Raw genomic sequence first — 23,409 nt, 5'->3', positions numbered from 1 at the left:
TTCGGATTCCTTCATTGTGCTTCGCTCATCGCCCTTCCATCTTCTGCCCGGCTTCGAGCAAACGCTGCTCGACGCGCTCGCGATGCTCGCCCGGCTGCTGCCACAAGCCGCGCTGCATCGCCTCGATCAGACGTTCGCAGATCGCGTGCAGCGCATGCGGATTGTGGCGCTCCATGAACGCGCGCGTGTCGTCGTCGTGCACGTAGGCGTCGGCGACCAGCGCGTATTGATGATCGCCCACCACGCGCGCGGTCGCATCGTACCCAAACAGATAATCGACGGTCGCGGCCATTTCCGCCGCGCCCTTGTAGCCGTGCCGCTTCACGCCGTCGATCCATTTCGGATTGACCACGCGCGAACGGATCACGCGCGCGATCTCCTCGTGCAGCGGACGAATGCGCGGCGCGGCGGGATTGCTGTGGTCGGCGTGATAGAGCGTGGGCTGCGCCTGCGAGAAGTGGCGCGCGGCGGCGGCCATGCCGCCCTGGAACTGGTAGTAGTCGTTCGAGTCGAGCAGATCGTGCTCGCGGTTGTCCTGATTCTGCAGCACCACGTCGATGGTCGCGAGGCGCTTGCGGAACGCGTCGCGCGCCTCGTCGCCGGCGCTTTTCTGCGCGTAGGCGTAACCGCCCCACGCTTCGTAGGCCAGCGCGAGATCGGCGTCGCTCTGCCATTGCCGATGATCGATCATCGATTGCAGACCCGCGCCATACGCGCCGGGCTTCGCGCTGAACACGCGCCAGCCCGCGCGGCGACGCGCTTCGGCCGCCTCCATGCCGTCGGTGATCAAGGCGTCGCGCTCGCGCTGGATACGCGCGCGCAGCGGGTTCAAATGCTCGGGCTCGTCGAGTTCGGCGACGGCCTGCACGGCGGCGTCGAACAGATGCATCACGTTGGGAAACGCGTCGCGGAAAAAGCCCGACACGCGCAGCGTCACGTCGATACGCGGACGATCGAGCGCTTCCACCGGCATGATCTCGAAGTCGATCACGCGCTGACTGCCCGCCGCCCACTTCGGCCGCGCGCCGATCAGCGCGAGCGCCTGGGCGATATCGTCGCCGCCGGTGCGCATCGTCGCCGTGCCCCAGACCGACAGCCCGATCGCGCGCGGATAATCGCCGTGCTCCTGCAGATGCCGCTCGATCAGTTGCTGCGCCGACTTCATGCCGAGCGACCAGGCCGCCTGCGTGGGCACCGCGCGCGTGTCGACCGAATAGAAGTTGCGCCCCGTGGGCAGCACGTCGGGACGGCCGCGCGACGGCGAACCGCTCGGGCCGGGCGGCACGAAACGGCCTTCAAAACCGCGCCGGAGCTGACGCAATTCTTCGTGGCCGCAGGCGTCGAGACGCGGCAGCACGTCGTCGCGCAAACGCGCGAGCACGCGCGCGGCTTGCGGCCAGACTTCGGCATCGATCTCCGCGCCTGCGTCGCCGCACACATGCGCGATGAAGCGCGCCGCCAGCATGTCGAGCCGCTCGCGCGTATCGCCCGCGTGACGCCACGGCGCGTCGCTGAGCCGCGCGAGCGCGTCGGCGCGCGGGCCGGTCCACGGCGCGGCCCAATCGACCGTCGCGGCATCGAGCAGATGATCGATGCGCAGATCGCGCGCAAGCGCATCGATCAGCCCAGCATTCGCGCCCTGCCCGTCGCCGCACGCGTAACGGCCGAGCGCGAGCAGCGTGTCGCGCCGCTGCGTGCCTTGCGGCGACACGCCGAACGTATGCAGCCCGTCGCGAATCTGCGCTTCCTTCAGCTCGCACAGATACGCGTCGGCGCGCGTGAGCAGTGCGTCCTCGGCGTCGGCGCTGGTCGGCGCGTCGATGCTCAATTCCTCGTGCAGCTTGTGCTCGACAATCGTCGCGAGAATGGTTTTGCGCAGCAGCTTCGCGCGGCGCGGGTCGACCATCAAGGCTTCGTAATACTCGTCGACCTGACGTTCGAGATCCTGCAACGGGCCGTAGTTTTCGGCGCGCGTGAGCGGCGGCATCAGGTGATCGACGATCACGGCCTGCGCGCGGCGCTTCGCCTGGCTGCCCTCGCCCGGATCGTTGACGATGAACGGATACAGATGCGGCAGCGGGCCGAGCACCATGTCGGGCCAGCACGTGTGCGCGAGCGCGACGCTCTTGCCGGGCAGCCATTCGAGATTGCCGTGCTTGCCGACGTGCGCGATCGCATCGATGCCGAAGGTCTCGCGCAGCCAGAAGTAGAACGCGAGATACGCGTGCGGCGGCACGAGGTCGGCGTCGTGATAGTTCGCGTAGCTGTCGTCGCCGCGCGAACGCGACGGTTGAATGCCGACGAACACCTGGCCGCAGCGCCAGCCCGCAATCATGAAGCGTCCACGGCGCACGCCCGGGTCCTGCTCGGGCGCGCCCCAGCGCGCGATCAGCGCGTTTTGCGCCTCCACGGGCAGTTGCGCGAAATAGCGCCGATAGTCGTCGAGCGCGAGACTCTGAAACGCGGGCCGCAGCGCGCGCGTGTCGGGATCGTTGGTCACGCCCTGCGTGAGCGTGTCCATGAGCGCTTCGCCGTCCTCGGGCAGCTCGGCGACGCGATAGCCTGCGTCGCGCAACATGCGCAGGATGTTCACCACCGACGCAGGCGTATCGAGCCCCACGCCGTTGCCGATGCGCCCTTCGCTCATCGGATAGTTGGCGAGCACGAGCGCGAGTTTTTTCTGCGCGTTCGGCTGCGTGCGCAGGTGGCACCAGCGGCGCGCGAGTTCGGCCACGAAAGCCACGCGCTCCGCATCGGGCTGATAGCGCACGACGTCGACCTGCGTGTGCTTGCAGTGATACGCGAGACCCTTGAAGCTGATCGCGCGCGTAATCACGCGGCCATCCACTTCCGGCAGCGCGATATGCATGGCGATGTCGCGCGAATTCAGGCCGTGATTGTCCTTGACCCAGTCGTCGCGATTGCCGCCGCTCAGGATCACCTGCAACACCGGTGCGTCGCCCGCGAGCGCGAGCGGTTCGGGGTCGTCGAGCGCCGAGGCCGCGAACGCCGTCGTGTTGAGCACGAGCGCGATGTCGTGTTCGGCCGCGAGACGGTCGAGCACGTCGCGGCTGATCGCGTCCTTGAGCGAGGTGATGGCAAGCGGCAGCGGATTGAGTCCGCGCGCGAGCAGCGCATCGATCAGCGCATCGAACGCGGCCGTGTTCGCGGCCTGCAGATGCGCCTTGTAAAACAGGATCGCGACGACGGGCGCGCCGGGTGTCCAGCGCGCGCGCCAGTCGTCGACGGTGGCCACGTCGCGCGCCGGATGATAGATCGCGGCGGCGGGCAGCACGACCGGCGGCGCCGGCTCGCGGCCCCAGTCGAACGCGCGCCACGCGAGCGCGCGCAGAAAACCTTCGGCATTCGCCGCGCCGCCTTCGCGCAGATAGCGCCACAAAAGACGGCAAAAATCCGGCTCGGCGCGGCTCCTGGCGATCAGGTTCGGGTCTTCCTGCAAGTCGCCCGAGAACATCGCGAGCAGCTGCCCGCGCTGCTGCGCGAGCGACACGACCTGCTCGATGCCGTACGGCCAGTAGGCTTCGCCGCCCAGATGATCGACCACGACCACGCGCGCATGCCTGAGCACGTCGTCGATATAAAAATCGACCGACGCGTTCTGGCGCAGATAGGTGACGTTCGCGAGCCGCACGCCCGGAAAACCTTCGGGCAGGCGCGGCACGACGCTCGCCAGCAGCGCGAGCGTGGTGTCCGCCGAACTCAGTACGACGATCTCGGCGGGCTGCTGATCGATGCGGATCACGCCCTGCGTGTCGTCGACGAAACCGCCCGGCGTGGTGCGCAGCAAATGCATGGGTGTCGCTCGTTGAACTGCGTGCTCGGTGTTATTGCGCGGATGCGGTTTGCGCCGCGTTTTGCCCTGCGGTTTGCGCCGCGGCCAGCGCGGCGTCGAACGCGCCTTGCAGCGCGGCGGCGTCGAGCTCCTCGCCGATCAGCACGAAGCGGCTCGCGAGTGGCTGCGCCGCGCTTTCCTGCACGTTCCAGCGGCGATCGAAATAGCTGTCGAAGCGGCGGCCCACGCCCTGAATCACGAGGCGCATCGGCGCGCCCGGCAGCGCGGCGAAACCCTTCACGCGATAGATCGTGTGCGTATCGACGAGCGTTTGCAGCGCCGCGACCGCCGCGTCGCGCGACGACACCTGCGCCTCGACCACGACGGAATCGAACTCGTCGTGATGATGATCGGCGTCGTCGGCGGAACCGTGGTGATCGTGGCGCAGATGAATGCTTTCCTCCGACGCGGCTTCGAGACCGAGCAGCGTGTGCAGGTCGAGCTTGCCGTGCTGCGCGCGCACGATCTTCACCTGCGGCGGCAGTTCTTCGCGCAGCTCCTCGATGAGCGCGTCCTGCGCGGCGGCGTCGATCAGATCGGTCTTGTTCAGGATGACGAGATCGGCGGCCGACAGCTGGTCTTCGAACAGTTCGTGCAGCGGCGATTCGTGATCGAGATTCGGATCGGCCTTGCGCTGCGCATCGACGGCTTGCGGGTTGTCCGCGAACTGGCCGCTCGCGGCGGCGGGACCGTCGACCACCGTCACGACCGCGTCGACGGTGAAGGCGTTGCGGATCGACGGCCAGTTGAACGCCTGCACGAGCGGCTTGGGCAGCGCGAGGCCCGAGGTTTCGATCAGCACGTGGTCGATGTCGGCGCGGCGTTCGAGCAGTTGCTCCATCACCGGGAAGAATTCTTCCTGCACGGTGCAGCAGAGGCAGCCGTTGGCGAGTTCGTAGAGCTGGCCTTCCGTTTCGTTGCCGTTCTCGTCGCAACCGATGCCGCAGCCGCGCAGGATTTCGCCGTCGATGCCCAGTTCGCCGAATTCGTTGACGATGACCGCGACGCGCAGGCCGCCTGCGTGCTGAAGAATGTGGCGCAACAGCGTGGTTTTGCCGCTGCCGAGGAAGCCCGTGACGATGGTGACGGGGATTTTGCGCATCTGCATGAGGAAGCTCCTTCGGCGCATGGGCCGCAGGTGAGGTGCGCCGCGCCGTGCGCGTCGCGCGTGAGCGTCCTGGCGGGTGGGTCGTCGCGTGGCGTGCATGACGGCACATGCAATCAGCGTAGTTCGCGACGTGCACGAAGCACAGGATCGCGGCGCGCTGCATGACGCCATCGGTAACGATACGGACGATACAACCGGTCTGGACGCGCCACGGGCGAGGCCCGGCATGACGCATGAAATCATGGACGCGGCGCCGCAACCCCGCAGCGCGCGTCCCGCGTATCTGGCCGGTATCCGGACTGACGAGTCACGCCGCTTCGCCTTCCCGCGCGGCGCGCCATTCAGGCGCGCGTCGCACAGTGGCCATGCATGCGGCGCATGCGATGAAGCGGCTTGCATCGACCTTGCGGACGATGCGCTCGTTGTACCGTTGCGGGTGCAGTTCAGGTTGGCCGTGCCCGTGGCGGGATGGCTCCCTGATTCCCGTTTAACTGCGTGCGAAACGTACGCGCACGCGAGCACCAGAGTGCGTGCGAGTGTAGGCGCGGGTGCGCTGCGCGTCAACCTGGACGGGCGACGGGCGCGGGCCGTTGCGGCGATGGGCGGTGTCCGTGCGGTGTCCGTGCGGTGTCCTTGTGGCATGCGGGCGGCGCCGGTTCCGTGCGCGTTCCGGATCGTTTCGCCCAGGCCGGCTGGAGCCGCGAGGCCGCCTGTCCGAGCCGCGAGGCGCGAAATGCCTGTGCTATCGTATGCGCGAATTTACGCCGTTTTCGGCCGATTTCCGCTTTTTCCACGCATTACGCCCCCGACTTTCCGCGCTCCGTGACTCCCGCCCCGCCCGCCGACTGCTTGCCCGATGCCGCCCCGGCAGCGGACAATGCGGCGCCGCTCGCCCAGGCGATCGCGCTCGCGATCGGCATCGGCTGCCGCCAGGGCGTCTCGGTTGCGCAGATCGAGGCCGCCGTGCAAGCCGCGCTCGGCGCGTGGCCGCTCGCGCACGTGCGCGCCGTGGCGACGCTCGATGCGAAAACCGCCGAGCCCGCGTTGCGCGCGTTTTGCGCGGCGCACGGGCTGCCGTTGCGGGGATTCACGCGCGAGCAGGTGCAGGCGACGGCGCGGCAAGCGGCATCGGCATCGGCATCGGCATCGGCATCGGCGTCGGCGTCGGCATCGGATTCGATGGCGGATTCGGCTCCGAGCGCGGCGGCGCTGGCGCGTTTCGGCGTGCCGGGCGTGTGCGAACCGTGCGCGCGTCTCGCGGCCGATGGCGGCGCGCTGCTACGCGGCAAGCTCGCGCTCGACGGCGTGACGGTGGCGCTCGCCGCCATCGCGCCCGATACACGACGCTGATGCAGGACGCCCGACGCCCGCATCGCAAGAACACGCATCACCCGACACTCATTGCATTCACAACAGGACGCTTCGCGACGATGAAAACCGACCCGGAATCGCACCAACGCATGACCCAGCGCCGCCGCGAAGGCCACGAAAAAAAGCAGGCCGCCGCGACGCACGAAAAAGGCCTCTTGATCGTCAATACCGGCAACGGCAAGGGCAAGAGCACGGCGGCCTTCGGCATGGCCGTGCGCGTGCTCGGCCACGGCATGAAGCTCGGCGTCGTGCAGTTCATCAAGGGCGCGCTGCACACGTCCGAACGCGACTTTCTCGCCAGCGTCGCGCACTGCGACTTCGTCACGATGGGTGACGGCTACACCTGGAACACGCAGAACCGCGACGCCGATATCGCCACCGCGCGCAAGGGCTGGGACGCCGCGAAGCGCATGATCGAGAGCGGCGAATACGGCATGGTGATCCTCGACGAACTGAACACCGTGCTCAAGTACGAATATCTGCCGCTCGACGAAGTGCTCGGCGTGCTGACCGCGCGCGGGCCGATGCAGCACGTCGTCGTCACGGGCCGTCACGCCGCCGACGAAATGATCGAAGCCGCCGACCTCGTCACCGAAATGCGCCTCGTGAAGCATCCGTATCGCGAGCAGGGCGTGAAGGCGCAAAAGGGCGTGGAGTTCTGACGCGATGAACGCGACGGCGACGAAGACGAAGACGGCGGCGCGCGTGGCCTGCCCCGCGCTCTTCATCAGCGCGCCCGCCTCGGGCCAGGGCAAGACCACGCTCACGGCAGGGCTCGCGCGTCTGCACCGGCGCGCCGGGCGGCGCGTGCGCGTGTTCAAGACCGGCCCCGACTTTCTCGATCCGATGATTCTCCAGCGCGCGAGCGGCGCGCCCGTGTTCTCGCTCGACCTGTGGATGGTCGGCGAAACGGGCTGCCGCGCGCTGCTCGCGCAGGCCGCGCAGGAAGCCGACCTGATCCTGATCGAAGGCGTGATGGGCCTGTTCGACGGCACGCCCAGCAGCGCCGATCTCGCCGCCACGTTCGGCGTGCCGGTGGCCGCCGCGATCTCCGCGAAGTCGATGGCGCAGACCTTCGGCGCGATTGCGTTCGGCCTCGCGCGCTTTCGCGCCGACGTGCCGTTTCACGGCGTGCTCGCCAATCACGTCGGCTCGCCGCGCCACGCACAGATGTTGCAGGAAGCGCTGCCGGCCGATATCCGCTGGCTCGGCCACGTCGCCAGCGACGCGGCCTTCGCGCTGCCCGAGCGTCATCTGGGCCTGCATCGCGCCGACGAAATCGGCGACCTCGACGCGCGCATCGAACGCGCCGCCGACGCGCTCGAAGCCACCGCGCTCGCCGCCCTGCCGCCCGCCGTCGAATTCGCGCTGCCCGACGTTGCGTCCGACGTTGAATCCGACGTTGAATCCGGCGATGCGTCCTCCGATGCCGACGCCAACGCCGCGTCCGCGCGCGCGCCGCGCCTGCTCGACGGCCTGCACATCGCGATCGCGCGCGACGCCGCGTTTTCGTTCATCTATCCCGCGAATCTCGCGCTGCTCGAAACGCTGGGCGCGCGCCTGAGCTTCTTCTCGCCGCTCGCCGACGAAGCCGCGCCCGCCGACGCCGACGCCCTCTATCTGCCCGGCGGCTATCCCGAACTGCACGCGGCCACGCTCGCGGCCAACGCGCGCTGCGCGCAGTCGCTGCGCGCGCACGTCGCCGCGCAGCGACCGCTCGTCGCCGAATGCGGCGGCATGCTTTATCTGCTCGAAACGCTCACGTCCGCCGACGGCGCGTGCACGCCGATGCTCGGCCTGCTGCCCGGCGCGGCGGTCATGCAAAAGCGCTTCGCCGCGCTCGGCATGCAGCGTCTCGACAGCGCGCGCCACGGCACGCTCACGGGCCACACGTTCCACTACTCGCGCGTGAGCACGCCGCTCGACGCCGAGCTGCACGCGCGCCACGCGCACACCGGCGCGGCGGGCGAGCCGGTCTATCGGCACGGCACGATCGTCGCGACTTATATGCACGCCTACTGGCCTTCCAATCCGGCCTTCGCAGCCGCACTTTTCCATGGCACAGCCCTTTGACGAAGCCGAACGCGCGGCGGTCTACCGCGCGATCTACGAACGGCGCGACATGCGCCACTTCGCGCCCGGTCCCGTCGATCCGGCGACGATGACGCGTCTGCTCGACGCCGCGCATCACGCGCCGAGCGTCGGCTTCATGCAGCCGTGGCGCATCGTGCGCATCACCGACGCGGCCGTGCGCGCGCAGTTGCAGGACGCCGTCGAGCGCGAGCGCCTCGCGACCGCCGACGCGCTCGGCAAGCGTCGCGAAGAGTTCATGAAGCTCAAGGTAGAGGGGATGCGCGAGTGCGGCGAACTGCTCGTCGTCGCGCTGATGGATCGGCGCGAAGCGCATATTTTCGGCCGCCGCACGCTGCCGGAAATGGACCTCGCGTCGGTGGCCTGCGCGATCCAGAACATGTGGCTCGCGGCGCGCGCCGAAGGGCTCGGCATGGGCTGGGTATCGATCTTCGACGTCGACGAAGTGCACGCGCTGCTCGGCATGCCGCCCGGCGCGAAACCGGTGGCGATTCTTTGCGTCGGCCACGTCGCGGAGTTCTATCCACGGCCGATGCTCGAAATGGAACGCTGGGCGCAGCGCAAGGCGCTCGGCGAGTGCGTCTACGAAAACCGCTGGCCGGATGCGGCTCAGGCGGGCGACGCGCCCGGCGACTCGCAAAACAAGGGCTAAAGTCCGAAGCAGACCGCCTCGACGTTGTTGTTGTCGGGGGTGATGAGAAAGGCGCCGTCATAATCGGGCGCGGAGTCGCGCCGCAATCCGGGCCGCAATCCGGGCCGGCCGTCGCCGATACCGCACGCTGTCCGTTGCCGCAGCACGCGAAAGCAGATTCGCGTGCGCGGCGGTCTTACGTCACTGCGCTTGTGGCTTTACCGAGATCACGTCGGGCATCGCCTGATTCGCGTGTTGCGCGTCGTTTTGCGCCCCCTCATGCGGTTTCATCGTCACGCGCCATTGCGCCGCGCCCGCATACGGCAGTTGCGCCAGCGCGCTCGCGACGAGATACGGCAGCGCCTGTTGCGCATCGGCGTTACGGTCGCGTTTGACCGCGCTCACCTTGTAGGCTTCGTGACCGTCGGGCAGCGCGAAGAAGCGCAGCGTCAGCGAGTGCACATAAGGATGGCCGAACCACGGCAGCGACGGCGCTTGCGCCGGCACGCAGCCGCCCACGCAATGACCGTCCGCGACGGTGACATCGGCGGGCCGCGACGCCCATGCCGCCGACACCAGATAGTGCGCCGTATCGGACGCACCCGCCTGAACCGGCGGCGCTTCTTTGAAACCGCGCTGCGCCAGCGCCGCGCGCAGCAGCGGCTCGGCGGACAGCGGCGCATCGGCGCCGGATTGCGCGGTCCTGGCCGCCTGCTCGTCTTCAGCGGGCGTGTGCGCGAAACGGTAGCTCGCGCCCGGCGCACCGGTCTCGGCGAGGCCGCCTTGCGCGCGCACGTCGGCGCTCGGGTTCGCGCAACCTGCCAGCGCGCCCGCCATCGTCAGGGCGCAGATCGTCATCGGGATCTTCACGGGACATACTCCATCGGAATCCTGGCCGGCCAACGCCGGCGGCATCTCATCGCATCTCATCGTCCGGACGCGGCGCACGGCGCTGCGTTCCGGCAAAACGCGCGCACATTGCGCGCTCCATCCGGGCTGACTCCCGTGTGACTTCGCGTAACTTCGCTGCTTATTCCGGCGCATCGAGCGCAGGCAGCGACATCGTCAACGTGGTGCCCTTGTCGGGCTCGCTTTCGACGTGGACCTCGCCGCCGTGGCGCGTCACGACCGTCTTCACGAACGCCATGCCCAGCCCCGCGCCGCTCACCTCGGGCCGCTTGCCCGCATGAAAACGCCGGAACGGCTCGAACAGCTTCGCCTGATCTTCGAGCGGAATGCCGTAGCCGTGATCGCGGATCGAGCAGATCACGCGCGGCGGCCGGCTCTGCGCGATCGCGATACTACAGACAATGCGCGTGTCCTGCGGGCTGTACTTCACCGCGTTGTTCAGAATGTTCACGAGCGCGCGCGTCATCAGCGAGCGGTCGGCGTTGATCCAGCCCATTTCGTCGCCCTCGAACGCCGTCTCGATCTGGATGCGCTTCGCCCTCGCCTGCGGCCACACTTCGTCGCTGGCGTCGATCATCAGTTCGGCGAGGCTCGTCGGCTCCAGCGCATAGACCTGCGATTCCGCGCGCGCGAGCTGCACGAAGTCGTCGGCCAGCGTGAGCGAGCGGCGCGCGTAGCGCTCGATGCGGTCCATGACCTCGCGCACCGGCGCGGCCGCCAGCGTGCCGCGCTCGCGCTCGGTTTCGACCAGCGCGACGATCGACGCCTGCGGCGAGCGCATGTCGTGCGAAAGCAGACGCAGCGCATCTTCGCGCTGACGCTCGGCGTCGTGCAGCGCCGTCACGTCGACGAGACCGGCGATCCAGCCTACCGCCTGGCCCTGCGCATTGGTGCAGCTCGCGTAGCGCAGCAAATAGTCGCTGCCGTCGCGCGCGCGCACTTCCACGCCGCGCTCCATCAACTGCGCGAATTCGCCGCGCGCCGGATCGAGCGGCGCGGGCCAGTGCGCATGCGCGAACGCGAGCGTCTCCGGATTCGGATCGATCGGCTTGACGAGCGCGAGGTCGCCGAACACGTCCTGCACCCAGCGCCCCTCGAACGCGCCCACGTTCAGGCGCGCGAAATAGGCACGCGCCGCGTGATTGGCGATCAGCACGATGCCGCGCAGGTCGGCGACCAGCAAGGGCTCCGGCACCGAATCGAGACTGTCCCAGACGAAGCGGCGCATGTCCTGCAAGCGCTGCGCGGCCTGCGCCATCAGGGCCATTTGCTGCGCCAGCGCGTCGCCCGCGTACTCGCGTCCGGGCGCGGGCGCCTCGGGCAGCAGGTAGGGTTCGTCGGCGAGCTGCTGCAACTCCTTGCGCAGATACGACATCGTCATTTCGAGACGCCGCCAGCTCCAGAGCGGATACGCCACGGCCAGCGCGACGATGGCCGGCACGGGCGTGAGCCAGATGCGCGCGCCGTAGAGCAGCGCCGCGCTCGCGGCCAGCGAAAGCAGCGCGAGCAACGGCAGCAGCAGCAGCGTGCGCAGCGGCGCGAACACCAGAAAGCCGGCCAGCAGCAGCGCGAGCGGCAGCAGCGAAGCCAGCACGACGGTCGGCGGTCCGGCCGGTTCGATGGCGGTGCCGTTGAGCAGCGTATCGAGCACGAGCGCGTGGATATCGACGCCCGGCAGCGGCCCGAGCGTGCCCGAGAGCGGCGTGGCGAAGCGGTCGTAGAGCCCCGACGCCGTCACGCCCACGAGCGCCACGCGCCCGCGCAGCAGGCCGGGCGGCACGCGTCCTTCGAGCAGATCGGCGAACGACACCTTGCGGTAGTGCTCGACGCTCGCGCTGAACGGCACGAGGAAACGCGCCTCGCTGTGCGGGCCGCCCGCGTGCAGCAGGCTGGCGTCGCGGCGCGCGGCGTCGGCGGGATAAGCGGCGTGCGCGAGCGTGACCTGGCCGCTGCGCACCGCGCGCCACAGCGGCACCATGAGTTGCGGCCAGCGCTGCCGGGCGTCGCCCTCGAACAGTGCGACGCTGCGCACGATGCCGTCCGTATCGACTTCGAGATTGATGTGGCCGATCCCGGCCGCCGCCTGCGCAAGCTGCGCGACGGGCTGGTCGACCGTGCGGCGGCCGCCGTCGGTCTCGTCGGCGGGCGACAGCAGCACGGGGAGATACGCGGGCCGCTTGCGCAGCGCCTCGCCGAAGCGCACGTCGTCGATCGACGGCTCGGTGAACAGCACGTCGTAGACCACGGCCGCCGCGCCCGCCTGCGCGAGCCGGTCGACCACCTGCGCATGCACGCTGCGCGGCCAGGGCCAGCGGCCGAGCGCGGCCACGCTCGCATTGTCGATTTCGACGATCACGATGTCGGGCGAAACCGGCCGCTCACGCAGCGTCAGCAGGCGGTCGTAGACGAGATGATCGGCGCCCAGCGTCCACTGCCCCAGCACGCTCAGCAGCACGACGAGAATGCCCGCGCACGCCACGCCCGCCCATTCGAACAGAAAGCGCCGCCCGACCGGACGGCCGAGCGGCGTGGGCGGGCTCACGCTCATGCGCGTCTGCGTCACCAGTCGAGCCGGAACGACTGGACCGGACTGGCTTTCTGGTAGTAGCGGCCGCCCTCGAACTGCTCGGCGATCACGGTCCAGTAATAGGTGCCCTTGGGCAGATCGCGCACCACGGCCTCACCGTCATGGAGATCGGTGCGGTCGACGAGCGGCGCGCGCAGATCTTCCGTTTTCGCCAGCACGAAGCGAAAACGCGTGCTCTGCGCGCCGCGGTCGACGAACCAGCGGAACGCGTAGTCGCGCGAGTCGTCGACGCGGCCAGCCGTGGCGTCGAGCGAGAGGCGGCGGCGCTCGAACGCGTAGGTGGACGGCATGCCTTCGAGGCCGTTCGCGTCGATCGCGGACAGGCGCACGAAATACGTGCCGTCGTCGAGCGCGCCCGCGTCGACGCGCGGCGAGTCGCTGCGCTGATCGCGGATCATGTCGTACAGACCCGCATCGCGGCCGATCTGCACGCGATAGCCGTGTGCGCCGTCGAATGGCGCGATGTCGAAAGCGACGTGGGCCTCGTCCTGCACCCTGGCGGGATTGCGCAGATCCGGCGCGCCGAGCAGCGCGACGGGCGCGCCGGCCGCACCGCCCGCCTGCGTCAGACTGCCGTGACCGGCCGCGACCAGTTGCGTGGACGCGGCGAGCGGCGTGCCCGGCGCAGGCGCGACGGCGGCGGCGTGACCGCGCGCCGAGGCGTCGACGCCCACCGCGCCGTCGAGCACTTCCACCGCCGTCGAGCCCTTGTCGCCGTTGTAGTTCACGCGAAAGCGCGTGCCGCGCACGCCCGCGACCACCGAAGGCGAGCGGATCTGGAAGCGATCGTCCTTCTTCGTGGCGTGCGTGACTTCGGTATCGACTTCGCCGCCATGCAGATTGACGACGCGATCGGTCGCGCCCGTCAGCGCGGTCTGGCGCAGCGTGGCGAGGTCGAGCGAGGTGTTGGGCGGCAGGATCAGATGCGAGCCGTCGCCGAGTTCGAGCGTGGCGAAACCTTCGTTGCCCGTCTGCACGCGGTCGCCTTCGACGAGCTTCGTGCCGACCGCGAGCGGCAGCAGCGGCGCCTGGCCGAAAGCGTGGCTCGCCGGGCCGCTGGTCGCGATTACGCGCGCGCTCAAGCCGTCCTGGCGCAGCAGCGCGACCGGCACGCGCAGTTGCACGCCCGCCTGGAGACGGCGCGGCGCGCTCACGCCGTTCAGGCGCGCGAGCTGGGACCAGTCGGCGGGATCGCGCAGATAACGCGCGGCGATGTCGTAGAGCGAGTCGCCGGCGCGCGTGACGTAGATGGCCGTCGCGACGGGCCGCGGCTGCGCGAGCGGCGCGCCCGGCTGACGCGCCTGCGCGCCGCGCATGACCGGCAGCAGGCTCAGCGCGAGCGCACAGGCGAACAACGGCCGCGCCAGCGCCAGGCTTGCGCCCGCAACGGGGCGACTCGCGCGGGCGCCCCTCACGCGGCGTCCCCCTCGATGCGCTCGAGGCGGTAGCCGTAGCCATAGATCGGCGTCAGGCGATAGCCGTTTTCGGGACGCAGGCCGAGCTTCGAGCGCAGCATCGACACGTGCGTGTCCATGGTGCGCGACGGGATGTCGTCCGATTGCTTCCAGATCACGTCGAGAATGTGCGCGCGCGACAGCGGGCGGCTCAGGTGCTGGAACAGCAGCAGCGCGAGGTCGAATTCCTTCTGCGTGAGCGCGACCGCCTTGCCGGTCACCGTCACCTGACGCGACTTCAGATCGAACTCGTATTCGCCGAAGACTTCCTTCTGCGCGGGCGGTTGCAGTTGATACGCGCGACGCAGCAGCGAGCCGACGCGCGCGAGCAGCACCGGCGCGGACACCGGCTTGACGACGTAGTCGTCGGCGCCGCTGTTGAGCATCAGCGCGATGTCCACCTCGCGGCTGCGGCTCGTCATGAACAGGACGGGCAGACGCGTGGACAGGCTTTGCCGCACCCAATGAAGAACTTCGTCGCCGGCCATGTCCGGCACGTTCCAGTCGAGCACGAGCAGGTCGAAAGTCTGCCGGCGCAGTTGCCGGACCAGTTCGCCGCCCTTGGCGAACGCATGGCAGACGTGGCCTGCCGCCATCAAGGTTTGACAGACGAAGTCGGTCTGTGCCGGATCGTCATCCAGTACTGCAATTCTCATAGTGCCCCGCACCCAGTATCGTTTTTCATGTTCTCGGGATGGATCCACCCTGCGGTCCCGCCAGCGTTGCCGACGGCGCTGGCGAAATCCCTCCCCAACCCCGTTGCGCGCGACCCGCGCCGCGCGCGCAAACCGCCACTTTCGCAGCGTCTCGAAATAAACGGGAGCGGCAAGCGCGCCTCCGGACCGGGGATGCGGAATCCGCTCATGGTAGACGAAAACGCTCGCATGCGACGCGCGGCCTGTGATCGTCCCGATTACCGACTATCTCGGCGCCGGACGCTGGCCCAAAGGCACGAACACGTCGTCGGCCGAGGGCGCGCCCGGTTTTGCGTCCGTTTTTGCGTCTGGCTGTGCATCCGTATGTGCATCCGTTTGTGCGCGCCGGGCGTGATCGCCGGGCTGGCCGTGGTGTCCGTCATGCTCCGCGGCGGCCGGCGGATCGCCCGACAGCAGCGCGGCCAGATGGATGCGTACGTGCTCCCATGCGGCATGCGCATAGTCGGGCTGCGCGGCGGCGCGCGCCTGCGCAAGCACAAATGCGCGCAGCACAGTCGCGGAACATTGCGTCAACTTGTCCGAACGGCCATAGCGCGACTGACGCAGCGCCTCGCTCAGCCAGGGCAATTCGGCCTCGCACGAATCGGCGTAAGCCTCCATGGCGGCGCGCGCGTGGCGGTCGCGGGCGAGGTCCAGCTCGACGCGGTCGAGATCGCGACTGCCACCCGAAGCGTTGACGCGGGAAGCGGGCGGAAACCGGGTGCTGCCGAAGCGGAAAAACATGAAAACCTCGTGTCGCTAACGCTTGTCGCCGACCAACGCCGCCGTTCGCGCACCGCCTGGCCGCTCATCGAAGCCGCCGGCGCTACCGGACGTCGTGTGTCATGTGATGCCAGGGCGCGCCCGTCCCGGACGTACTTGAGCGTGCTCAAGCGTGCGCGCGTGCCTGTTTGAAAGATTGAAAAACGAGTGACGATGGCCGCAGTCGCGCACCGCGTAGTCTCCGGCAGCCCTCGCCCCCGGACCAGGACCACCGGCGCGGGCGCCGACGCCACCTCGACGGCGCGTCGCACGCGGGCGGACATCACCGCCCGACGTCCGCCTGCTGGCCGCAACCGATCTCACTGCATGGCGTCATGCTCACCGCCATCGCCACTCCTACTACCAGGCGCTGTTTCCAGCGTTATGCGGCGAACTCGAGTCCGCTCTGCCTTCCACGCACCGGCGCGTCGCCGTGTCCCGATCGCGCCAGCCCCCGTAGCCGAATTCCGTGTATGTCGTGCGTGACGGGCATGGCGTCCATGCCGTCGTATCGTGCGCGTCGATCCACTCGGGCTCGATGCCGGCCGTCATGCGGATCATGCCCGCGATGACTTGTTGGGCCGCGACGGCCTATTGTCGTCGCAAGCGGAAAAACCTACTGTCAGGGATTGTTAAATCTGTCGGAATCGACGCAGGAAGGCGTAGGGAAAAGACGCAATGAAGCGCGATGGACGGGCGTGGTCGTCGATTGTGGGCGTGAAGGAGGCGAACGTGCTGGACGGGCGCTATTTGGCAGTTCGAACGAGCTTTCCGCGATGATGAAAGCGCACGAAATAGCCGCTTGAAAGTGCGATGGAAAGTCGCATTGAAAGGCCGATTGGAAAGCCGATTGGAAGTCAGAACGGAAAGACAGAAAGCCCGCCGTATAAGACGGCGGGCGCGTGGGCGCATGCGCAGGTCGCCGCGAACTGCGGACACAGGAGCGAATGCGCCGACTTGCTGCGCAGAACTTATCGCGCGGCGGCCTGTGCGCCTGACGACTTGCGCGCGATCGAAAGCTCGACGCGGCGATTGGGCGCAAGACAGGCAATCAAGGCTTCGCGGTCGCGCTCATTGCACTGCACGACCGGGTTCGCCTTGCCGCGGCCCACCGCGCTCATCGCAATATTCGCCTCGCTACGCTCGCGCAGATACCCGGCGACGGTTTCCGCGCGCTGCCGCGAAAGCCGCATGTTGTAACTGTCGCTGCCCAGCCGGTCGGTATAGCCCTCCGTGCGGACCGCCGTGACATCGCCCGCTGCGGCAAGATCGCGCGCCAATGCATCGAGACTCGCCCGGCCCTGCGGCAACAGACCGTTGAGATCGCCACGATCGAAACGGAACAGCGTGTCGGTCGGCAACGTGATGCTGCTCGGCAGCGGCGGCGGTTCCTTTCGCGGCGGCTGGCAGGCGTTCAGCACGGCGGGAAGATCGGCGATCTTCTGCTGCACTTCGGCAACGCGCTGCGCGCTCGCGTCGAACGAATGTGTCCACGCCTCATGACCGGCGTGCGTCAGTTCAACCTCGGCGCAGGCCACGCGCTCCTGCGCGGGCTGACACGACGCGAACGCCGGCGACGACTTCGCCGCCATCAGCCGCTGCCACAGATCGGGCCGCACGATGGCCGCGGTTCGCAGCTTCGGATTCTCGACGGACGCCTGCCCGCGCCCCTCGAGCGCGCCGATCAACTGGTCGGCCTGATGCGCCGCTTCTTCGACGAATCCCCAATGGTTGTACTGCGCGTGCTCCTCGCGCGCGGCGTAAATCCAGCACTGCGCCTTCGCGCCGAAATAGCCGGCCTGCTTCGCGCCGAGCGCCTGGAGGCGGTGCTGTTCGTCGTCGAGTTGCGCGCGGCCCACGCTGGCCGGATAGGCGCCGACCCAGGCGTCGGTGGCCGCGCCGGCCTGCTCGCTCTGCGACGCTCTGAGCCCCTCTTCGAGCACGGTGGGGTCCTGAATCTGCAAGGAATCGCGCGTCGCCTGCGACGCGCATCCGGCGAGCACGGCGGAAGCCGCGATCGCCATGGCGATGATTTTCATGTTGGTTGTTGCCCATGGAAAGGCCCGCACGGTCCGCCCGTGCGGTTGGAAAGCGCGGGGCGTGCCGCGTGAGGTGCGCGGCCGGCATTGCGCCGGCCGCGCCGCCAGGGGCGCTGCCCGCTGCGTCAACCGCCGAACACGATGCCAAGACCCGCGCGGACGATGGTGCTGTTGCCACCCGCCGACGAGACGCCGAGGTTGTAGTTGACGCTGCCCTTCTCGTTCCAGCGCGAGACGCCGATGCCGAGCGCCGCCTGGCCGCGATACGCGGCGACGCCCGCGTTCATGGTCGTGCGTCCGGGCAGATACGGCGTGACGACGTTGAGCGCCGACGCCGCCGCAATGCCGCGCCGCGCGTCGCGATCGACGTCGTCGATACGGCTGTTGACGCCGCTGAACGCGCTGTTGAGCTGGCCCAGATTCACGGCGTCGGTGGGCGCCGTGCCGTTCGCGACGTTGGTGATCTGCCGCTCGTTGCCGATGCTGCCCACCGACACCGAATTGGCGCGGTCAGCCACCGAATTTGCGCCGAGCGCCACGGCATTCGTGCCGGTGGCGTGCGCCTGGTCGCCGATCGCGGTCGACGCGGTGCCGCTCGCGACAGCGCCGCCGCCGGCCGCCAGCGTGTTCGAACCGCTGGCCGTTGCCGCGCCGTTCGGCGAGTTGGCGGCCACGTAGATCGAGGCACTCGCGGCCACGTTCTGCACCGCCTGCTCGATGCTCGCGACCTGCATGTTGGTCGCGAAGAGCTGCGAGCCCGTGACCGCGTCGGTACTGCTCGCGCTCAGCACGGCGTCGGCGAGATTGCTGAGCTTCACGGCCTCGCCGGTCCCGCCCAACGTGACCGAGTCATGCGCCGACGAGTCGTACTGCACCGCGTTCGCGACGGAGCCCGCCATGTTGGTGACCGACTTCTGCAGATTCGTGATGTCGGTGGTGTTCTGCGTGACGCGGCCGTCGAGATTGGTCAGCGCCGAGCCGACGTTGTTGAGCGTCGTGCCGCCGATGGTGTAGGACGGCGCGGCAAGCGTGCCGTCTGCGCTCACGCTCGCGCCGCCGCCCAAGGCGGCTGCCGCATGCGCGACGCTGGCGTAGAGTTGCGCGCCGTTGACCGCGTCCGCGCTCGCGGCATTCACCGCGCCCGCCGCCACACCCGTGAGCGTGCGGTTGCCCGCCGTGCCCGCGAAATTGACGACCGTGCCGTTCGTGCCCGCGCCGACCTTGATCGCACGGCTGGTGGCATCCTGTGTCACCAGGTCGAGGCCCGAATCCGAAATCTTCTGCTGCAGCGAATTCAGGCCGGTGTCGAGCGTATCGAGCGCGCTGCCGACGGTCGTCTGCGTGCCGCCCTGCATGTGATAGTTCGGCGCAAGGATGCTGCCGTCCGACGCGAGGCCCGCGCCGCCGCCGAGCGTGCCGGCGAGTGCGCGCAACTGGCCCGCGTTCACTGCGTCCCCGGACGCGGAGCCCGCGGCGAGATTCGTGATCTTCGTGCCGTTGGCGCCGCCGAGCGTGACCGTGCCGCGCGAGGTGTCGTCGTAAGCGACGAAGCTGTTCGTGGCGTTGCCGTTGCCGTCCACGTCGAGACCCGCCGCCTTCAACTGGCCGAGGTTGACCGCGTCGCGGTCCGCCGTGCCTTTGGCCACGTTCGAGAGCACCGTGCCCGTCTCGCCGCCGTCGAACGTGACGCGCTGATGCGCGGGCGTGTCGTACTTGACGCCGTCCACGGGCCCCGCCGCAGCCGAACTCTCGACCGCCTTCAGCGCGGTGCCGACGTCGGAGTAGGTCGAGCCGCCCAGCACATAGCCGGGGCCGCTCAGGGAGCCGTCTGCGTTGACGCCCGCGCCGCCGCCCAGCGCCTTTGCCGTGCTGCTGCTGACGCCATAGAGTTGCGCCCCGTTCACGGCGTCGCTGCTGCCCGTCGCCACGTTGCCGGCGACGAGATTCGTGATGCGCGTGCCGCTCGCGCCGCCGAGCGTGACCGTGCCGCGCGAGGTGTCGTCGTAAGCGACGAAGCTGTTCGTGGCGTTGCCGTTGCCGTCCACGTCGAGACCCGCCGCCTTCAACTGGCCGAGGTTGACCGCGTCGCGGTCCGCCGTGCCTTTGGCCACGTTCGAGAGCACCGTGCCGGCGTCGCCGCCGTCGAACGTGACGCGCGCGTGCGCTGGCGTGTCGTACTTCACGCCATCTACAGGGCCTGACGCAGCCGTGTTCTCCACCGCCTTGAGCGCGGTGCCGACGTCGGAGTAGGTCGAGCCGCCCAGCACATAGCCGGGGCCGCTCAGGGAGCCGTCTGCGTTGACGCCCGCGCCGCCGCCCAGCGCCTTTGCCGTGCCGCTGGCGACGCCGTAGAGTTGCGCGCCGTTCACGGCGTCGCTGCTGCCCGCCGCCACGTTGCCGGCGACGAGATTCGTGATGCGCGTGCCGCTCGCGCCGCCGAGCGTGACCGTGGCGCGCGACGTGTCGTCGTAAGCAACGAAGCTGTTCGTGGCGTTGCCGTTGCCGTCGACGTCGAGGCCCGCCGCCTTCAACTGGCCGAGGTTGATCGCGTCGCGGTCCGCCTTGCCATTGGCGACGTTCGACAACACCGTGCCCGCGTCGGCGCTATCGAACGTAATGCGCGTATGCGCGGACGTGTCGTATTTCACGCCGTCCACCGAACCCGTGATCGCCGTGCTTTCCACCGCCTTCAACGCCGTGCCGACGTCGCCATAGGTCTGGTTGCCCAGTACATAGCTCGGCGCCATGACCGAGCCGTCGCCGCCCACGCCCGCGCCGCCGCCGAGCGCGCTCGTCACGCCCTTGAGCTGCGCGACGTTCACGGCGTCCGTGTCGCTCTGGCCCGCCGCCATGTTCACGATGCGGCGCGTGTTCGCGAGGCTCGGCAGCGTGGTCGCAACATTGTCCGCGTCGTAGACGACGTGCGTTTGCGTACCGTCACTGCCAACCGATACGGTATTGGCCTGATTCGCCACGGAGCCCGCGCCCAGCGCCACCGAATCGTTGCCCATCGCACGCGACTGAATGCCCAGCGCGAGGCTGGCGTTGCCGTCGGATTGCGTGTTCGAGCCCATGGCGATACTGCCTGCGCCATTCGCCCGCGCCATATCGGTTGGCCCCGTCGACCCTGACGCATTGGCAATACCCCTGACCTGCGCGTACCAGGCGGCGGTCCTGAATGCGGTGGTCAGGCCGGTCGTGTCGACGCCGGAATTGGCGGCCGTTGCCATCAGCGAAGCGCCTTGCGGAGCGGCCGCGGCCATTTCGACCGGGCTCGCAGGAGCCGACGACGACGCAGCGGCCAACGCGGCAGCCCCTGTGCCCTGAACGCCCAGCGAGGCGAGCAGCAGGGCGTTCTGCACGTCGCTCGTGCCAGCGGGCGCGAGCGCGCCGAAGTTCGAACTGATGTTCGCGTTCTCGCTCCCCCTCGCGGCCTGCTCGTTCGCCGCCATGCCGAGCAGCGCCGTGGCGCCTTCCGGCTGCGCGTCCGCAGCGTTCGCCGCGAGCGCGATGCCACCCAGCCCGAGCAACGCAACGGCCTGCGCCGCGTTCACCACGCCTGCCTTCACGCCGCCGCTGCCATGACTGCGTGCGTTTTCCTGCACGGCCACCCACGCGCCAGCCGACTCGTTCCAGACAGATCGATAAGCCTTGTTCATACGCTTCCTTGGTCGTTTCAATGGGGCTGACGTGGAACCGCCTCAATCGGGCAACTCCACGCTTCTTTACTTCGGAATCCAAAACGTATAGCTGTGACCTGGCCGCACACGACGAACCGACGTGTGCCAGACACTCTCATTCTTGCTTCAACCGACGCGGGAAATCACCTGGCCGAATGGCTAATGTTGCCGACACCCTGAGCACGAACACGCGAACGGCCAATCAGGCTCGACGAGGGAAACGTCGCCGGACAGGCCATTCAACGGTTGCCGGATCAAGCCAGATCAATCCAGATCAATCGCATGCCTAACTGATTTGACTTGAATCCGGACACCGGCGACTTCGTGCACCGCCAGCGTATGAGATAAAAATCACCCGTCTAAGGTATTCGGCCCCAATCGGGCGGGCCACACGAAAACTCTTAAAAAGCATCTCGAACGAGATAAAACGCGCCCCGCCTTGCGCCGATAAAGCAAAACGGGCGCTCACATCGAGCGCCCGTTGCAGGGTGGAAAGCGTTGGCGGATCAGTTCTGCTTGCGTTCGTCGCCGTGTCCGCCGCCCTGGCCGGACGGATGACCGCCTTGCGGCGCTTCGGGCCGGCCGGCGGGCGGACCGGACGGACGGCCCCCGCCCTGCGGCGGACCGCCGGGACCCGGCGCGCGATTGAACGCAGGCTCGGGCGGACGCCCCGCATTGGGCTGCTGCATTTGCGGACGCGGCGGCTCGGCCGGACGCGCTTGCGCGGGACGCGGCGCTTGCGGAGGCATCTGCGGCGCCTGCTGAGGCGCCCGCGGCGCTTCGGTGCGCTCGCCCCCGTTCATGGGCGGACGGCCGGCATTCTCCGGCGGGCGCGCATTCCCTGGCGGCGGGCCGCCTTGCGGACGGCCACCGCCCTCGGGCATGCCACCCGGCGGCCTGGCTCCCGGCGGCGGACCGCCGTTGCCGGGCGGACGCCCCCCGCCAGCCTGCGGCGGCGGCAACGGCCGCGCGGGGCCGCCATGCCAGTTCGGCGCAGGCGGACGCGGACCATAGCCCGGCGGCCGCGCATGCGTCCAGCGATCGCGCTCGCCGTACCACGGACGGTCGCGATAGAAGCTGCCCCAGTACGCGCCAATCGAAAAACTCACGATCGGCAGCCCGATGGCCGCGCCATAACCGGCGAGCGGCACGTAGCTGCCCTGATACGGATATGTCAGATAGCCGCCGTAGACCCAGCCACGCACGCCCTCGGCGCCGATATCGCACCAGGAGTAATCGCTTACGCAGCCGAACACCACGACCGGCTCGCTCGGCCCGACTTCGCTCACGACGGGATAGTCGCCGGACGGCCCCGCGTAGAGATCGACCGGCTCGCTGGTGTAGGCCTGGGACTGCGCCTGGGCGGCGGGCGCCGCGATCGCGAGGCCGGCGGCCACGCACAGCGCCATCTTCATTGGAATGGTGGACATGCTCCCCCCTTTTTGTTTCGACTCATGCCGAGCGGATAGCATATTCCGTTCCTGAAATTCGTGCCTTACTCGTTTTCTTCGAAGTAATGCCCGAATTTCACCTGCTTCGTGCGGATATAGCGCTCGTTTTCCTCGCGCATCGGAATCGCCAGCGCGACGCGTTCGATCGTCGGAATACCGTGCTTCGAGAGCGTGTCGAACTTGTTCGGATTGTTGCTCATCAGGCGCACCGACTTGACCTTCAGCAGGCGCAGGATCGCCGCCGCCGAATCGTATTCGCGCGCGTCGTCGGGCAGGCCGAGATCGAGGTTCGCTTCCACCGTATCGCGGCCCTGCTGTTGCAGCTGATACGCGCGGATCTTGTTCGACAGGCCGATGCCGCGCCCTTCGTGGCCACGCAGATACAGCAGCACGCCGCGGCCTTCCGCCGCGATGTAGCGCAGCGCGAGATCGAGCTGTTCGCCGCAGTCGCAGCGGTAGGAACCGAACACGTCGCCGGTCAGACATTCGGAATGCAGGCGGGCGAGCACCGGCTCGCCGCTGCCCACGTCGCCCATCACGAGCGCAACGTGCTCGGCGCCGCCATCCTTTACCCGATAGACGTAGGACTCGAAGGTGCCGTAACGGGTCGGCAGGGTCGCGCTCGCGTCAAGCACGACGCATTCGTTGGCGTTATCGCCGTCCGCGCAGGACGGCTCTTGAAGCGTAGGCATGATGTGGAACAGAGGTCTGGCAAAAACCGGCGCGAAGCCGGACTGGAGTTAGGAACCGGAGTGTACCGCCAATTGCGGCGCGCCGC

General features: G+C 68.6%; 15 protein-coding genes and 1 riboswitch. Of the genes, 4 read left to right on the top strand and 11 right to left on the bottom strand.

Annotated elements, in window-relative coordinates:
* Window positions 1–25: 25 nt before the first annotated feature.
* On the bottom strand, window positions 26–3,814 hold the full coding sequence (gene cobN / locus SB764_RS29955) for a cobaltochelatase subunit CobN (protein ID WP_410865864.1): 3,789 nt from the start codon (window positions 3,812–3,814) through the stop codon (window positions 26–28).
* A gap of 31 nt (window positions 3,815–3,845) precedes the next feature.
* A complete protein-coding gene (gene cobW / locus SB764_RS29950) occupies window positions 3,846–4,961 on the bottom strand; it encodes a cobalamin biosynthesis protein CobW (protein ID WP_183716635.1) in 1,116 nt (371 codons plus the stop codon).
* A 267-nt stretch (window positions 4,962–5,228) separates the two neighbouring features.
* A riboswitch (cobalamin riboswitch) is annotated at window positions 5,229–5,502 on the bottom strand.
* A 359-nt stretch (window positions 5,503–5,861) separates the two neighbouring features.
* Here cobW and SB764_RS29945 point away from each other — a divergent pair.
* The 4 genes from SB764_RS29945 to bluB all read left to right on the top strand — a co-directional run bounded on the left by SB764_RS29945 (window position 5,862) and on the right by bluB (window position 9,075).
* Window positions 5,862–6,311: a cobalamin biosynthesis protein gene (locus tag SB764_RS29945; protein ID WP_410865884.1), complete on the top strand. Its 450-nt coding sequence runs from the start codon at window positions 5,862–5,864 to the stop codon at window positions 6,309–6,311.
* An 80-nt stretch (window positions 6,312–6,391) separates the two neighbouring features.
* Window positions 6,392–6,994 (top strand): cob(I)yrinic acid a,c-diamide adenosyltransferase, encoded by a 603-nt coding sequence (cobO, locus tag SB764_RS29940; RefSeq protein ID WP_065059618.1) that lies wholly within the window; start codon window positions 6,392–6,394, stop codon window positions 6,992–6,994.
* Window positions 6,995–6,998: 4 nt separating this feature from the next.
* Window positions 6,999–8,405, top strand: coding sequence for a cobyrinate a,c-diamide synthase (locus SB764_RS29935; protein ID WP_410865863.1), 1,407 nt, complete (start codon window positions 6,999–7,001; stop codon window positions 8,403–8,405).
* Window positions 8,389–9,075 (top strand): 5,6-dimethylbenzimidazole synthase, encoded by a 687-nt coding sequence (gene bluB / locus SB764_RS29930; protein ID WP_410865862.1) that lies wholly within the window; start codon window positions 8,389–8,391, stop codon window positions 9,073–9,075. The genes SB764_RS29935 and bluB overlap by 17 nt, the downstream gene beginning before the upstream one ends.
* Before the next feature lie 180 nt (window positions 9,076–9,255).
* Here bluB and SB764_RS29925 read toward each other — a convergent pair whose 3' ends face one another.
* The 9 genes from SB764_RS29925 to ribA all read right to left on the bottom strand — a co-directional run bounded on the left by SB764_RS29925 (window position 9,256) and on the right by ribA (window position 23,323).
* Window positions 9,256–9,924 carry a hypothetical protein gene (locus SB764_RS29925; RefSeq protein ID WP_074986663.1) on the bottom strand — a complete coding sequence of 223 codons (669 nt, stop codon included), beginning with the start codon at window positions 9,922–9,924 and terminating at the stop codon, window positions 9,256–9,258.
* Window positions 9,925–10,084: 160 nt separating this feature from the next.
* On the bottom strand, window positions 10,085–12,511 hold the full coding sequence (locus SB764_RS29920) for a CHASE2 domain-containing protein (protein ID WP_065059617.1): 2,427 nt from the start codon (window positions 12,509–12,511) through the stop codon (window positions 10,085–10,087).
* A gap of 11 nt (window positions 12,512–12,522) precedes the next feature.
* Window positions 12,523–13,965, bottom strand: a complete 1,443-nt coding sequence (locus SB764_RS29915) for a FecR domain-containing protein (protein ID WP_410865861.1) — start codon at window positions 13,963–13,965, stop codon at window positions 12,523–12,525.
* Window positions 13,962–14,660, bottom strand: a complete 699-nt coding sequence (locus tag SB764_RS29910) for a response regulator transcription factor (RefSeq protein WP_065059616.1) — start codon at window positions 14,658–14,660, stop codon at window positions 13,962–13,964. The genes SB764_RS29915 and SB764_RS29910 overlap by 4 nt, the downstream gene beginning before the upstream one ends.
* A gap of 264 nt (window positions 14,661–14,924) precedes the next feature.
* Window positions 14,925–15,443, bottom strand: a complete 519-nt coding sequence (locus tag SB764_RS29905) for a hypothetical protein (RefSeq protein WP_110328404.1) — start codon at window positions 15,441–15,443, stop codon at window positions 14,925–14,927.
* A gap of 989 nt (window positions 15,444–16,432) precedes the next feature.
* Window positions 16,433–17,500 carry an OmpA family protein gene (locus SB764_RS29900; protein WP_065059489.1) on the bottom strand — a complete coding sequence of 356 codons (1,068 nt, stop codon included), beginning with the start codon at window positions 17,498–17,500 and terminating at the stop codon, window positions 16,433–16,435.
* A 125-nt stretch (window positions 17,501–17,625) separates the two neighbouring features.
* Entirely contained in the window at window positions 17,626–21,159 is a 3,534-nt protein-coding gene (locus tag SB764_RS29895; protein ID WP_410865860.1) for an ESPR-type extended signal peptide-containing protein, read from the bottom strand.
* 527 nt (window positions 21,160–21,686) lie between these two features.
* A complete protein-coding gene (locus tag SB764_RS29890) occupies window positions 21,687–22,610 on the bottom strand; it encodes an SH3 domain-containing protein (RefSeq protein WP_311682637.1) in 924 nt (307 codons plus the stop codon).
* A gap of 65 nt (window positions 22,611–22,675) precedes the next feature.
* Entirely contained in the window at window positions 22,676–23,323 is a 648-nt protein-coding gene (gene ribA, locus SB764_RS29885) for a GTP cyclohydrolase II (protein WP_065059486.1), read from the bottom strand.
* Between the last annotated feature and the right edge of the window lie 86 nt (window positions 23,324–23,409).

It is taken from the genome of Paraburkholderia sp. SIMBA_027 (assembly GCF_046535315.1).
In the GTDB taxonomy this organism is placed as follows: Bacteria; Pseudomonadota; Gammaproteobacteria; order Burkholderiales; family Burkholderiaceae; genus Paraburkholderia; species Paraburkholderia tropica.
This window is presented reverse-complemented; position numbering and strand designations above follow the sequence as displayed.